Genomic DNA, 13692 nt, shown 5'->3' on the forward strand with positions numbered 1-13692 from the left:
GCGCCCCGGGCCGCGGTGGCCCGCCACCGGGTCGTCGGCGATCGTGTGATCAGATTTGCCCAAGCAGGGTGTTTATTGTGGCAGTTTCCGTCTCTAGCCAAGCAAATGGCCGCTGATTAGTCTCCCAGTCAGGTCGGCCGCCCTCACGGACGGTCGATCGCTCGTCACCCACGGGGAGGGCCGAGACCTCCTCAGTCATGCCCGCGGCCGGGCACGGCCGGGTGACCCGGGACCTCCACGCGGGGTGACGCGCTCTTGTGTCCCCCACAGGGAGGTCTCCTTGCCCAGTACCCCCCAGCCGCCCCGGATCAGGCGGGTGGCGGTGCTCGCCGCCGGCCTCGGGCTCGTCGCGGCGATGACGCCCCCGGCGAGCGCGGATCCCGCCCCCACGCCGGCCCCGAAGAAGTGGACGGCGACCCCGCTGACCGGCGGCGAGCCGGTCCAGGGGGCCAAGTCGGCGACCGGCAGGCTCGCCCGGAGCGACACGGCGCTGCTGAAGTCGACGTCGAGCGCCCCCGTCAACGTGATGGTCAAGCTCGACTACGACTCGTACGCCGCCTACCAGGGCGACCTCGAAGGGCTTCCCGCCACGAGTCCCGCGAAGACCGGCAGGGCGCTCGACGTCAGGGGCGCGACCGCCAAGAAGTACGAGAAGCACATCGAGCGGGTGGAGAACGCCTTCCTCGCCGAGCTGGCCAGGAAGGTGCCGGGCGCCCGGGCCGGGCAGAAGCTGCGCACCGTCTACGGCGGCATCGCGCTGCGGATCCCCGCCGACAAGGCGGCCGAGGTGCTGAAGCTGCCCGGGGTCGCGGCGGTCCAGCACGACAAGCCCGAGAAGCCGCTGACCGACTCCAGCTCCGACTTCATCGGGGCGCCGGCGATCTACAGCAGGCTGGGCGGCAGCTCCTCCTCCGGCAAGGGCGTCGTCGTCGGCGTCCTCGACTCCGGCGTCTGGCCGGAGCACCCCCAGTTCGCCGACCCCGGCGACCTGCCCGCCGCGCCGCCCACCCGGGACGGCTCCCCACGCGTCTGCGACTTCGGCGACAACCCGCTGACCCCGGCCGCCGACCCGTTCACCTGCAACGACAAGCTCATCGGCGGCGCGCCGTTCCTGGAGACCTACAACGCGGTGGTCGGCGGCGAGGTGTACCCCGACAGCGCGCGCGACTCCAACGGCCACGGCACCCACACCGCGACCACCTCGGCCGGCGGCCCGGTGGCCGACGCCGACCCCCTGGGCATCAGCCGCGGCCCGATCCACGGCATCGCCCCGGCGGCGCACGTGTCGATCTACAAGGTGTGCGGGGTGGAGGGCTGCTTCCCCTCCGACTCCGCGCAGGCCGTGGGCCGGGCGATCCTGGACGGCGTCCGGGTGATCAACTTCTCGATCTCCGGCGGCGGCTCCCCCTACACCGACCCGGTGGAGCTGGCCTTCCTCGACGCCTACGCCGCGGGCGTGTTCGTGTCGGCCTCGGCGGGCAACTCCGGCCCCGGCGCGGGGACCACCGACCACCGCGGCCCGTGGGTGACCACGGTGGCGGCCTCCACGCAGTCCAGGACGTTCCAGTCCACCGTCACGCTGACCGGCACGGGCGGCGCGACGGCCACGCTCAAGGGCGCCTCCATCACCGCCGGGGTGACCTCCCCGCAGCGGGTCGTGCTCGCCTCGGCTCCGCCGTACTCCAACCCGCTCTGTACGGTCCCGGCCCCTCCGGGCCTTTTCACCGGCAAGATCGTCGCCTGTGAGCGCGGCCCCGGCCGGGTGCTGAAGGGCTTCAACGTGCGCCAGGGCGGCGCGGCGGGGATGATCCTCTACAACACCACGCCGCTCGACGTGATGACCGACAACCACTGGCTGCCCACGGTCCACATCGACAAGCCGGAGACCGACGCCCTGCTGGCCTTCCTGTCGGCCAACCCCGGCGCGACCGCGTCGTTCCCGCAGGGAGCCAAGACCACCTGGCAGGGCGACGCCATGGCCACGTTCTCCTCCCGCGGGCCGGGCGGTGACTTCCTCAAGCCGGACGTCACCGCGCCCGGCCTGCACATCCTGGCGGGCCAGACGCCGACGCTGGAAGGTCCGGCGGGCGGCCCGCAGGGCCAGCTGTACCAGGCCATCGCGGGCACCTCGATGGCGTCGCCGCACGTCGCGGGCGCCGCGGCCCTGGTGTTCGCGCTGCACCCCGACTGGACCCCCGGCCAGGTCAAGTCCGCGCTGGAGACCACGGCCAGGACGTCGGTCACCAAGCAGGACCGCGTCACCCCCGCCGACCCGTTCGACCTCGGCGGCGGCCGCATCGACCTGACGAAGGCCGGCGACCCCGGGCTGACCCTGGACGAGACCGCGGAGAACTTCGCCGCCTCGGCCACCGACGAGCGGAACCGCATCAACCTCAACCTGCCGTCGGTGAACGCCCCGACCATGCCGGGGCTCATCACCGTCAAGCGGACGGTCACCAACGTCACCGACAGGACGCTCACCTACACCGCGACCGGCAGGACCGTCAGCGGGGCGAAGATCGCGGTGCTGCCGCCGCTGTTCAACGTCAAGCCGGGCAAGAGCGCGAAGATCTCCGTGGTGGTCACCGCCCCCGACCTGCCCGACGGCCAGTACTTCGGCCAGGTGGACCTCAAGCAGGTCGGCGGGAACCGCGACCTGCACCTGCCGGTGGCGTTCTTCCGCAAGGAGGGCGCCGTCCCGGTCGACCAGACCTGCACGCCGGACACCATCGCCCGGAACACCGGCGAGTCCACCTGCACGGTGAGCGTGCGCAACGACACGTTCAACGACACCGAGGTGACGGCGGTCAGCACGCTGGACGCCAAACTGCGCCTCAACGGCGTCACGGGGGCCACGAAGATCGGCTCCCAGATCGCCACGGCGAAGGCGACCCTGGCGGGCAGGCAGCCGGACAGGCCCGTCGTCACGCCCGGCACCGGGCCCGCGCCGTACCTGCCGCTGGACGCCTTCGGCATCGCGCCGACGCCGATCGGCGACGAGCAGGCGCTCAACTTCACCGTCCCGGCGTTCACGTACGCCGGGCGGACCTACACCCGGATCGGCGTCGTCTCCGACGGCTACACGGTCGCGGGAGGCACCTCGGGCTCCGGTGACATCGAGCCCGTCCCGCAGGCCCTGCCCGACCCGGCGGCTCCCAACAACGTGCTCGCCCCCTACTGGACCGACCTGGACGGCACCGGCGCGCCCGGCGTCTACGTCGCGACCCTCACCGACGGCGTCGACGACTGGCTCGTCGTCGAGTGGCGGGTCAACCTCTACGGCACCACCGACGCCAAGGTGTTCCAGCAGTGGATCGGGCTCAACGGCACCGAGGACATCACCTACACCTACGACCCGGAGCGGCTGCCCGGTGACACCCCGGCGGGCTACGGCCTGACCGTGGGCGCCGAGAACACCGAGGGCACGGCCGGAACGCAGATCAGCGGCCCGCCGACCCAGGACCTCCGGGTGAACAGCACGCCCGGCGCCCCGGGCGGCACCCTCACCTACACGATGAAGGTCAAGGGGGTCGCGACGGGGGCCGGCACGGTGACCACCGGCACCTCGACGCCCGAGGTGGAGGGCCTCACCATCGAGGTCGACAAGATAACCGTCCGTTGACGCGCTTCCCGGCCTGAAGGCCGGAGATTCAGCCTGTGCCGCGCGTTCACGCGGCACCTCTGTGGCTTCCTGCTTCGCCGACCCGCGCCACCGCAAGCGGTGGTCTCACCGGGTCTCCACAGGCGTTTCGCCTGTCCGCCCGTCCGGCGGCCAGGATGTTGATCGCCGCGTTCACGTCCCGGTCGTGGGTCGCGCCACAGGCGCAGGTCCACGACCGGACGTTCAACGGCATCTTGTCAGCAAGTGCTCCGCACGCCGAGCACAGCTTCGACGACGGGAACCAGCGATCGATCTTCGCGAAGGTCCGCCCGTACCGGGCGGCCTTGTACTCCAGCATGGCCGTGAACTGCGACCAGCCCACGTCATGGACGCTCTTGGCCAGCTTCGTGCGCGCCAGGCCCCTCACCGACAGGTTCTCCACGTAGATCGCTTGGTTGTCGCGGATCAACGCGGCAGACAGCTTGTGGGCGAAGTCCCGGCGCGCGTCGGCCACCCGGGCATGCGCCCGCGCGACCTTGACGACGGCCTTCTTACGGTTGTTCGACCCCCTCACTTTCCGGGAGAGGGCCTGCTGCGCCTTGCGGAGCTTCTTCGCCGCCCGGCGCAGAAGCCGGGGATTGTCGATCTTCCGGCCGTCGGAGGTGACCGCGAAGTGCGTCAGTCCCAGGTCGATGCCGACCTCGGCTGCGGCCTGGGGAAGCCGTTCGTCGGCCGTCTCCACGACGAAACTCGCGAAGTACCTCCCGGCCGCATCCTTGACCACGGTCACCGATGACGGCTCCGACGGCAGGCTGCGTGACCAGCGCACCGGCACGTCCCCGATCTTCGGCAGGCGCAGCCTCCCGCCCGCCGTGACGGTGAACCGGGCGTTCTTGGTGAAGCGGACCGCCTGCCGGTTGTCCTTCTTCGACCGGAACCGGGGCTCGGCGATCTTCGGCCCCTTGCGTTTGCCGGTGATCGAGGCGAAGAAGTTCCGGTAGGCGGTGTTCAGGTCGGCGAGCGCCTGCTGGAGCAGGACGGCGGAGACCTCGCCCAGCCATGCCCGTTCGAGCGTCTTCTTCGCCTCGGTGATGACCCGCTTGGACAACTCCCCATCGGAGACGTACGGCAGGCCCGCCTCGCGGGCGTCCTGCCGCAGGCGCAGCCCGTCGTTGAACACCACTCGGGCGCACCCGAAGGCCCGCGCCAGCGCCTGGCGCTGGGCGGCGTCCGGGTAGAGCCGGTACCGGTAACGCAGCCGCACGGCCATCATCGTGCCACTCGACCATGACCGGGCGTAGGGGAATCCGGGCGATCCGTGAACACATCATCGAACGCAGGCGGCCGGCCCTTCACCGTCCTGGTGCCCGCCCGATGGGCCGAGCGGCAAAACCGGGAAGGTCAGGACATGCTCACGCCCTGGCGGGCACTCCCGCGCGGGCCTTCACCTCCGGCCCGAGGCCGGAGCACCGACCCGCATTTCGGTAGCGGCACGCGACGGCGATCCGTGGGGCCCGGCACCTGGTGCCAGGCCCCACCGGCGTCCGGCGGGCGTCCCCGCCGGGTGCCCGCGCGGGCACCCGTCCGGCGGCGCGGCGGGCCGGGTGGAACGGGAGCAGGGCGGAGCCGTTCAGCGGTGGAGGTAGTCCACCAGGTACGCCTTCTCGGTCTCCAGCGCCTCGATGGCGCTCTTGACCACGTCACCGATGCTGACGATCCCGGCGAGCCGGTCGTCCACCACCACCGGCACGTGCCGGATGCGGTGCGTGGTCATGGTCTGGCGCAGGTCCTCCACCTTGACGCCGGGGCCGCAGGTGCGGACCTCGGTGGTCATGATGGCCGACACGGGCGCGTCCAGCACGGCGGCGCCGCGGTCGTTGAGACCGCGGACCACGTCGCGCTCGGAGACGATGCCGCTGATCGAGGAGCCGTCGTCGGAGACCACCGCGGCGCCGATGTTGTTGTCGGCCAGTACGGCCAGCAGCTCCGTCACCGTCGCGCGGGGGCGGACGGTGACCACGTGGTTTCCCTTTTTGGCGAGGAGCGCACCGATGAGCATCGAGACCACCTGGGTGTGCGGGCTGGGTGGGGGTGTCTGTTTCCTGCCCGGCGGGCTTCCGGGCTAAGCCTCCGCCCGTGCCCTGTCCCGGTGGCGGGGCCGTCCGTCACGGCCGCCGGGGACCGGTGCCTCGTGACGCGGGTCCGGCGTGTCGCGAAGAGGGACCGGTGCCTCGTGACGCAGGGTCGGCGTGTCATGACGAGGGACCGGCGTGTCGCGACGCGGGGCCGGTGTGTCACGGTGCGGGCAGCAGCCGGCGGTACGCCTCGTCGGTGTCGCGCGTCCTGGCGACGAGCTCGTCGGCGAGCTCGGAGAGGCGTCGCAGCAGCGGTCGGGCGGCCAGGGACATGACATCGAGGCCGACCAGATGTTCACCGTCCCGATGGCCTGGGCCACCGGGCTGCTGGGGAGCAGGCCCATCCAGGTGACCGCCACCATCTACGACATCGACATGATCAACGGGGTGGACTTCCCGGTCGGGAAGAAGGGGATCAGGAAGGGGACAGGATCGGCCACCTGTACTTCGAGGGGGACTACTACTTCGAGGGGGACTACGGCGAGAGCGCGCTGAACGGCTCCAGGTACGCCGCGGAGAAACTCGGCCTGGAGATCGTCGAGCAGAAGATCAAGGCGACCGACCAGGACATGAGCGCCCAGGCCGCCGCCTTCAAGGCCGAGGGCGTCAAGAGGGACGCGATCGGCGGCGCCGTGGTGTTCGAGGAGGCGTCGGTGTCGGGCCTGGCGAAGGAGTACCGGGTACCGGTCGGCTGACCGTTCACACGAAGCGGGTCACCGGCCGGCCGGACGGTCCGGCGAAGCGGGACCGTCCGGCCGCGTGAGGAGCGCCGGATACCGGCCGCCCGGCCGGGTGGGAATCGTCGGGTGACGGCCGTCCGATGCGGCCCGCGTCCCCGCATCGGGGATGCGGGCCGCATCTCCCGGCGGTAGCGTGTGAAATACCACAAGCCTTCGCCCCCGGGGATCCGATGACCGACAAGCTGAACACCGGCAGCCATGACCTGCCGGTCTCCGACGCACTCGCCGAGTTCATGACGACCGGCTGGGCCGACAGCCGCCGCGACGACGTGGCGGCGCTGCCGGTGGCCGCCTACACGGCCAAGCGGCGCGCCGCGCTCGCGGCGCGGTTCCCCGGCGAGCGCCTCGTCATCCCGTCCGGCACGCTCAAGGTCCGCAGCAACGACAGCGACTACCGGTTCCGCCCGCACAGCGCGTTCACCTACCTCACCGGCGACCAGGAGCCCGACGACGTCCTGGTGATCGATCCGTCCGGGGAGGCGACGCTGTTCCTGCGTCCCCGCTCGCCGCGCTCGGCCCCCGGGGCGGCCGGGCAGGAGTTCTACCGCGACCGCCGCTACGGGGAGTTCTGGGTGGGCCGCCGCCCCGACCTCGCCGAGGCCGAGGCGCTCTACCTCCTCGACTGCGCGCCGATCGACCGTCTGGACGACGCGCTCGGCGGCCCGGCGCGGGTGCTGCGCGGGGTGGACGCCTCGGTGGACGCCCGGGTCGCCCCGCACGACGGGGACGCCGAGCTGGAGGCGTTCCTTTCGGAGATGCGGCTGATCAAGGACGAGTGGGAGGTCGCCGAGCTGCAGTTCTCGGTGGACGCGACCGTGCGCGGCTTCGAGGACGTCGTCCGGGCGCTGCCCGCGGCGCTGTCCCACCGGCGCGGCGAGCGCTACCTGGAGGGGGTCTTCGGCCTGCGGGCCCGCCTGGAGGGCAACGCGGTCGGCTACGAGAGCATCGTCGCCTCCGGCGCCCACGCGTGCGTGCTGCACTGGATCCGCAACGACGGCCGGCTGAACCCCGACGACCTGCTGCTGCTCGACGCGGGCGTGGAGACCGACGGCCTCTACACCGCCGACGTCACCCGGACCATGCCGATCTCCGGACGGTTCAGCCCGGTCCAGCGGCAGGTCTACGAGCTGGTCTACGAGGCCCAGAGCGCGGCGATCGACGCGCTGCGGCCCGGGGCGCGGTTCCGCGACTTCCACCGGACGGCCATGCGGGTCATCGCCGAAGGGCTGCGCGACTGGGGCGTGCTGAAGATCAGCGCGGACGAGGCCATGGAGACCGGCAGCGGCCTGTACCGCCGCTACACGCTGTGCAGCAGCGGCCACATGCTCGGCATGGACGTCCACGACTGCGCCAGGGCCCGCGCGGAGGTCTATCTGGACGGAGTGCTGGAGGAGGGTCAGGTGCTCACCGTCGAGCCCGGCCTCTACCTGCAGCCGGACGACCTGACGCTGCCGCCGGAGCTGCGGGGCATCGGCGTGCGGATCGAGGACGACCTCGTCATCACCGCCGACGGCGCCCGCCTGATGTCGGCCGGGCTGCCCCGTCACCCCGACGAGGTCGAGGGCTGGATGGCCGCGCTCTCCGCCTGACCGCCCGCCGTACGACGACCTCCGTACGGCATGCCCAGGCCGCGTCCGTACGGCGCACCCAGGTGGCGGCGTCCGTACGGCGTGCCCTGACCGGCGGCGCGCCCAGGCAGCGGCGTCCGGGCGGCGTGCCCAGACGGCGGCGTCCGGGCGGTGCGGAACCATGACTGCCCGGCCGAGGCGTACAAAACGTACCAAATTAGGACGGTACGTGACGTGCCGGGCACGCTCCGCCAGGGAAGACTTGCCGTGGAGGGCCGCCGTACGGGGGCCCGGAGGCGATACGGCGAGCCCCGCCGCCCGCCGGTCGCCGCACCGCCGCGATCGGGAGCAGGGCCGCCGTGATCAGGAGCAGCAGTTGAGCCAGGCGCCTCGGCAGCCGGGCGAGGGGGCTGCTCCCCGGGGAGCGGGCCCGGACCGCGGCGGGGCCCCCGACCACGGCGAAGCTCCCGGCCACGGCGGGACCCCCGATCACGGCAAAGCTCCCGGCCACGGCGGGCCCCCTGGCCACGGCGAAGCTCCCGGCGGTGACCTGGTCTTCGGTGACGGGGGACCCCCCACCCAGCCGAGCCCTGAGGCCAGGCCCGGCCGGACGGACCCGGGGCACCCGGCCGCCCGTCACGCGGCCGCGGCCCGAGCGGGTCCGCACCGGTCGAGCGCCGATCCGGACCGGATGGAACCGAATATCGGCCCGGACCGGATGGAACCGGACATCGGTCCGGTCCGGATGGAGCCGGACCGGGCGAGCCCCGATCCGGGCCGGGCGGACGCGGGCACGGCGGCCCCGCACCGGGCGGACGCGGGTCCGGCGGCTCCGGGCGGGACGGCCGCGGCCCGGGTGGGCAGGGGTCCGGTGGCCCCGGGCCGGGTGACCACCCGCCGGGCCGGCGTCATCGCGGCGGCGGCCGTGGCGGGGATGCTCGCGACCACCGTGACGGCCGCGTTCCAGTGGAGGACCGCCGACCGGCTCCGGCAGGAGGACTCCGAGCGCACGGCGGTGGCGGCGCGGGCGCGCGAGTTCGCCGCGGCGCTGCAGTCCTACGACTACGCGGACCTGCGGGCCTGCCGCGACCGGGTCCGCGCCGTGTCCAGCGAGCGGTTCGAGAGGACCTACGACGAGGTCTTCGCGAGGCTCAGGGACGCGATCATCTCGCTGCGGGCGCGCTCGGCCGCCTCGGTGCGGGACGTCTACGTCTCCGGGGTCACCCCGGAACGGGCGAGGGCGATCACCGTGGTGGACTCCACGGTCACCAGCACCGCGGGCACCCGGCGGCTCCTGGGCACCTACATGCGGCTCGACCTGGTCAGGGCGGGCGGGCGCTGGGAGGTCGACGGCACGACGGTCATGGGCGCGGCCGACGAGCTGGTCACCGACCCCCAGGGCCGGACCGTGACGCCGTCCCCCGGCCCTCCCGGGAACTCCCCGGGGGACGACTCCGCGGGCGACTCCGGAGAGGACGAGTAGGACCCGGGTCCCGCCTCAGGAGTCGCGGCCCGCCACCCGGTGGTGGCCGCGGGACGGCCTGCCCGGGGTGGGGTCGAGGAAGACGTGCGAGATCGACGGGAAGCGCTCCCGGAGCCGCTCCTCCACCCGGTCGGCGGCCCGCTCCAGGACGGCCCCCGTGGTCTCGTCGAGGAAGTCGACGCGGGCGGCGACCATCACCTCGCCCGGCCCGAGCATCATGGTCAGCAGCTCCACCACGTTCTCGATCTCGGGCTGGGCGAGCATCTCCCGCTCGATCTCCTTCCTGATCCGCTCGGGCGCGGCCTGGCCCATCAGCAGGGAGGCGTTGGCGTAGATGAGGTGGGCGGCGACGCCCAGCAGCAGCAGGCCGATGGCCACCGAGGCGACGCCGTCCCACACGGGGTCGCCGGTCATCTCGTAGGCCAGCAGGCCGCAGGCGGCGATCACCAGGCCCGCCAGCGCGGCGGCGTCCTCGAAGAGCACGGCCTTGACCGCGGTGTCGGAGGTCCGGGCGACGTAGCGCTGCGGGGTGACCCTGACCCGGGCGGCCTCCGAACGCACCTGCGAAAGCGCCTTGAAGAAGGAGACCGACTCGATCACGAACGAGATCACGAGGACGGCGTAGGAGACCCGCAGATCGGCGAGTTCCTCGCCGTTGATGATCTCCTGCACCCCGTGGGTGATCGAGAAGCCGGCACCGCCGATGAGGGTGGCGAAGGCCGCCATCAGCGCCCAGAAGAACCCCGCCATACCGTGCCCGAACGGATGGCGGGCATCTGGAGGACTGTCGGCCCGGCGGACCGCGACGAACAGCAGCGCCTCGGTGACCGTGTCGGCGGCGGAGTGCGCGGCCTCGGACATCATCGCCGCCGAGGAGCTCATCAAACCGGCGACCAGCTTGGCGATGGCGATCGCGAGGTTGGCGAGACCGGCCACGACGACGGTGCCGAGGCTCTCCGACCCGGGCTTCTCCTGGCCGTCCTTGTCCGCTTCGGGATCGTTCACTGGAATCTCCGCTGTCTGGCCACTGTACGCCCGGTGTCTCGTTCCTCCCAGCCGGAGGGCGAAACCTCGCAGGCCGGGGGTGGAACCTCCGGGAATAGTTGAATCTTCACCCATGTTGCGGAGAAAAAAGGGACACAAGCCGCTTAGGAGTACATATGTCGCTCACCCTTTCCCCCGAAGCACAGGCCCTCCTCTTCCGCGACGCCCGTACGGCGAACACCTTCAGCGACGAGCCGGTCACCGAGGAGCAGGTGCGGGCGATCTACGACCTGGTGAAGTACGCCCCGACCGCCATGAACGGCCAGCCCCTCCGCATCGTCCTGGTGCGCTCCGCCGAGGCCCGGGAGCGTCTGGTGTCCCTGATGGCCCCCGGCAACCAGGCGAAGACCGCCGCCGCCCCGCTGGTCGCCATCCTCGCCGCCGACCTGGACTTCCACGAGGAGCTGCCGAAGGTCTTCCCGCACGCGGCGGGCGCCAGGGAGCGGTTCGCGGCCGACGAGGCGAGCCGTGCCCGCACCGCCACGTTCAACGCGGCCCTGCAGGTCGGCTACTTCATCCTCGGGGTCCGCGCCGCGGGTCTGGCCGCCGGGCCGATGGCCGGCTACGACGCCGACGGCATCGACAAGGAGTTCCTCGACGACGCCCACACCGTCATGGCGGTGGTCAACATCGGCAGGCCCGGGGAGAACGCCTGGTTCGACCGCCTTCCCCGCCTCCCCTACGACGAGGTCGTCACCACCGTCTGAGAACCGCCCGCCCGGGAGCCGCCCGCCTGCGGACCGCCCGCCCGCGAGCCGCCCGCCCGCCCGCGACCCATCCGTCCGTGAACCGCCCGAAGGATGGAACCGTACGGAAGACGGAACCGTACGGAAGACGCCCGCCCCGCCGGTGTGGCGCGTTCCCTGCCCGGGGAAAGGGCGTTCCACTGTTTTCCGGTAAGTTCTGATCCATGGACGGGGAGCGGAACCGACACGGCGGGCGCGGCGGGCACGGCGGGCGCCTCGCCCGGGCCGTCCCGTGTGGCGGGGAGAGAAGGTGAGCGACCGGTGAACGACGAGGAGACCCGCTGGCTCAGCTCCATGGAGCAGCGCGCCTGGCGCGCCTACCTCGACGCCTACCGGCTCCTGGAGCACCGTCTCGATCGCGAGCTGCAGTCCTTCGGGCTGTCCATCAACGACTACCAGATCCTGGTCAACCTGTCGGAGAGCCCCGAGCACCGGATGCGCATGAGCGACCTGGCGAGCGCGACGATCCAGTCCCGCAGCCGCCTCTCCCACCAGATCTCCCGGATGGAGGCGGCCGGGCTGGTCACCCGGGAGAACTGCGCCGACGACCGGCGCGGCACCTTCGCCGTGCTGACCGAGCACGGCTGGGCCACCATCCAGAAGGTCGCCCCGCACCACGTGGCCAGCGTTCGGCGGCACTTCATCGACCTGCTCACCGACGACCAGCTGCACGCGCTGGAGTCCGCCTACGCCCCGGTGGTCGAGCACCTCAAGAGCCTGCGGACGGCGAGCGGAGGCTGACGGGCCCCGGGGCCCCGGGATCGATCCTTCCGGGGCGGGTGTCGGTGAGACCGCTGTCACCGGGTACACGCGATCGCGTCAGCCCGATTCAGGCATTCATTGCGCGACAGGGATGATCAGCGGCGTCGACGGCCTGGGTCCTGGTCAGCGAGCGTAGCGGCGACGGCTTCGGTGCCGGGCCGGGCCGGACGTGAACACCCAAGGTACGCGGGTTCCGGCGGCCGGGCAGGGCCATGGGCACGGAGGCCGGCCGTCCTCGGCGTTGAGGATGCTTTCCCGCCGGGTCGCCTCGATGTCCGCGCCGGAAATCGGCGTGAAGAAAACCTGCCGAGCGGCGAACACCGGGCGACAGTCGCCTTCGGAAGGACGCCATGGCTGCACCACCTGACGCCAACGATGTGATGGAAGACGTCACCGTGGTCGAGCGGTCGCTGGACGATCCCGAGCTTTTCTCCCTCCTGTACGACCGGTACTTCACGGAGATCTACCGTTATCTGGCCGCCCGGCTCGGCGGCGAGCAGGCCGAGGACCTGGTCGCGGACTCCTTCCTGCTCGCGTTCGACGGCAGACGCGACTTCGACCCGCGGCGGGGCTCCGTACGGTCATGGTTGTGGGGAAGGCGGCACAGGCGCTCAGTGGAGCACCGAAGGCCAGGGAACCGGGCGGGATGGGACTGGCCACCACGAGCGTCTCCAAGGCGACGGCGGGCCGGACCTGGCAGAGCCTGGTCGGCGGCGCCCGATCACCGGCCGCGGGCAGGTCGAAGATCTGGCTGGACGGGAAGCGGCCCATCACCCTTGACCGGAGTGCCAAGCAGATCGGGGCCCCGCAGGCGTGGCGACAGGGGCTGACCGGGGCCGGTGTCACAGTCGCCGTGCTCGACTCCGGTTACGACGCCACCCATCCCGATCTCAAGGACGTGGTCACGCGGTCGCGGAACTTCTCCGACGAACCCGACGTCACCGATGGCATCGGCCACGGCACCCATGTCGCCTCCATCGTGGCCGGAGCCGGAGAGAGGTATCGGGGCGTCGCGCCGGGCGCGAAGATCGCGCTTGGCAAGGTCGGCGGAGAGTACGCCAGCGAATCGGCCATATTGGCGGGCATGGAATGGGCCGCCGCCGAGGTCGAAGCGAAGATCATCAACATGAGCATCGGCGGTCCGGACACACCCGGCATCGATCCGCTGGAGCACGCCGTCAACACCCTGTCAGCGCGTACGGGAGCGCTGTTCGTCATCGCGGCGGGCAACGACGGAGCACCCGGCTCGGTCAGCAGCCCGGGCAGCGCCGATGCGGCACTCACGGTCGGCGCGGTCGACGGGTCCGACCGGATGGCCGAATTCTCCAGCCGCGGCCCCCGGCTGGGCGATCATGCGATCAAGCCCGAGGTGACCGCTCCCGGCGTCGGCATCATGGCGGCGGCCGCGCAGGGCACGGCGGACGGCCCGTACGTCGGGCAACACCGTCGGTCAGACCGTCCACCGCGCCTACGCGGTCGGATAGCCCTCCCCGCGGGGTGGTTCCTCCAAAGGCGTGAGCCTCGTTGGCCGCGGAGGAGCCGCCCTGCTTCGCAGGCATCCGACTCCAGGACCGCGGTGCCGGTCCGTTAGGAGCGCTCCCGCCCGCGCCGGG

At 72.1% G+C, this 13692-nt stretch carries 11 protein-coding genes and 1 pseudogene; 9 read left to right on the top strand and 3 right to left on the bottom strand.

Annotated elements, in window-relative coordinates; all coding sequences use genetic code 11:
* Positions 1-280: 280 nt before the first annotated feature.
* Positions 281-3622, top strand: coding sequence for a S8 family serine peptidase (locus tag HDA43_RS35730; protein WP_281395013.1), 3342 nt, complete (start codon positions 281-283; stop codon positions 3620-3622).
* Positions 3623-3668: 46 nt separating this feature from the next.
* Here HDA43_RS35730 and HDA43_RS03580 read toward each other — a convergent pair whose 3' ends face one another.
* Positions 3669-4865 (bottom strand): RNA-guided endonuclease InsQ/TnpB family protein, encoded by a 1197-nt coding sequence (locus HDA43_RS03580; RefSeq protein ID WP_179818290.1) that lies wholly within the window; start codon positions 4863-4865, stop codon positions 3669-3671.
* Between the two features lie 366 nt (positions 4866-5231).
* The gene (locus HDA43_RS03585; RefSeq protein WP_179818291.1) at positions 5232-5660 is read right to left on the bottom strand and encodes a CBS domain-containing protein; all 429 of its coding nucleotides are present in this window, start codon (positions 5658-5660) and stop codon (positions 5232-5234) included.
* A gap of 367 nt (positions 5661-6027) precedes the next feature.
* Between HDA43_RS03585 and HDA43_RS34705 the strand changes: the two genes are divergently transcribed.
* The 4 genes from HDA43_RS34705 to HDA43_RS03600 all read left to right on the top strand — a co-directional run bounded on the left by HDA43_RS34705 (position 6028) and on the right by HDA43_RS03600 (position 9527).
* A complete protein-coding gene (locus tag HDA43_RS34705; protein ID WP_246423898.1) occupies positions 6028-6231 on the top strand; it encodes a hypothetical protein in 204 nt (67 codons plus the stop codon).
* 74 nt (positions 6232-6305) lie between these two features.
* Positions 6306-6431: a hypothetical protein gene (locus tag HDA43_RS35735; RefSeq protein ID WP_281395014.1), complete on the top strand. Its 126-nt coding sequence runs from the start codon at positions 6306-6308 to the stop codon at positions 6429-6431.
* A 215-nt stretch (positions 6432-6646) separates the two neighbouring features.
* Positions 6647-8065 (top strand): aminopeptidase P family protein, encoded by a 1419-nt coding sequence (locus tag HDA43_RS03595; protein ID WP_179818292.1) that lies wholly within the window; start codon positions 6647-6649, stop codon positions 8063-8065.
* 697 nt (positions 8066-8762) lie between these two features.
* Entirely contained in the window at positions 8763-9527 is a 765-nt protein-coding gene (locus HDA43_RS03600) for a hypothetical protein (protein WP_179818293.1), read from the top strand.
* Positions 9528-9542: 15 nt separating this feature from the next.
* Here the strand turns inward: HDA43_RS03600 and HDA43_RS03605 are convergent, their stop codons facing one another.
* Positions 9543-10532 carry a cation diffusion facilitator family transporter gene (locus HDA43_RS03605; protein WP_312872955.1) on the bottom strand — a complete coding sequence of 330 codons (990 nt, stop codon included), beginning with the start codon at positions 10530-10532 and terminating at the stop codon, positions 9543-9545.
* A 155-nt stretch (positions 10533-10687) separates the two neighbouring features.
* Between HDA43_RS03605 and HDA43_RS03610 the strand changes: the two genes are divergently transcribed.
* The 4 genes and pseudogenes from HDA43_RS03610 to HDA43_RS03625 all read left to right on the top strand — a co-directional run bounded on the left by HDA43_RS03610 (position 10688) and on the right by HDA43_RS03625 (position 13670).
* Positions 10688-11278 carry a malonic semialdehyde reductase gene (locus HDA43_RS03610; RefSeq protein ID WP_179818295.1) on the top strand — a complete coding sequence of 197 codons (591 nt, stop codon included), beginning with the start codon at positions 10688-10690 and terminating at the stop codon, positions 11276-11278.
* 300 nt (positions 11279-11578) lie between these two features.
* The gene (locus HDA43_RS03615; RefSeq protein WP_312872956.1) at positions 11579-12058 is read left to right on the top strand and encodes a MarR family winged helix-turn-helix transcriptional regulator; all 480 of its coding nucleotides are present in this window, start codon (positions 11579-11581) and stop codon (positions 12056-12058) included.
* Between the two features lie 401 nt (positions 12059-12459).
* Positions 12460-12696 (top strand): annotated as a pseudogene (locus tag HDA43_RS36625) (RNA polymerase sigma factor); the annotation flags it as partial.
* Between the two features lie 29 nt (positions 12697-12725).
* A complete protein-coding gene (locus HDA43_RS03625; RefSeq protein WP_246423899.1) occupies positions 12726-13670 on the top strand; it encodes a S8 family serine peptidase in 945 nt (314 codons plus the stop codon).
* Positions 13671-13692: the final 22 nt, after the last annotated feature.

The organism is Streptosporangium sandarakinum, from assembly GCF_013409935.1.
GTDB classification, from domain to species: domain Bacteria; phylum Actinomycetota; class Actinomycetes; order Streptosporangiales; family Streptosporangiaceae; genus Streptosporangium; species Streptosporangium nondiastaticum.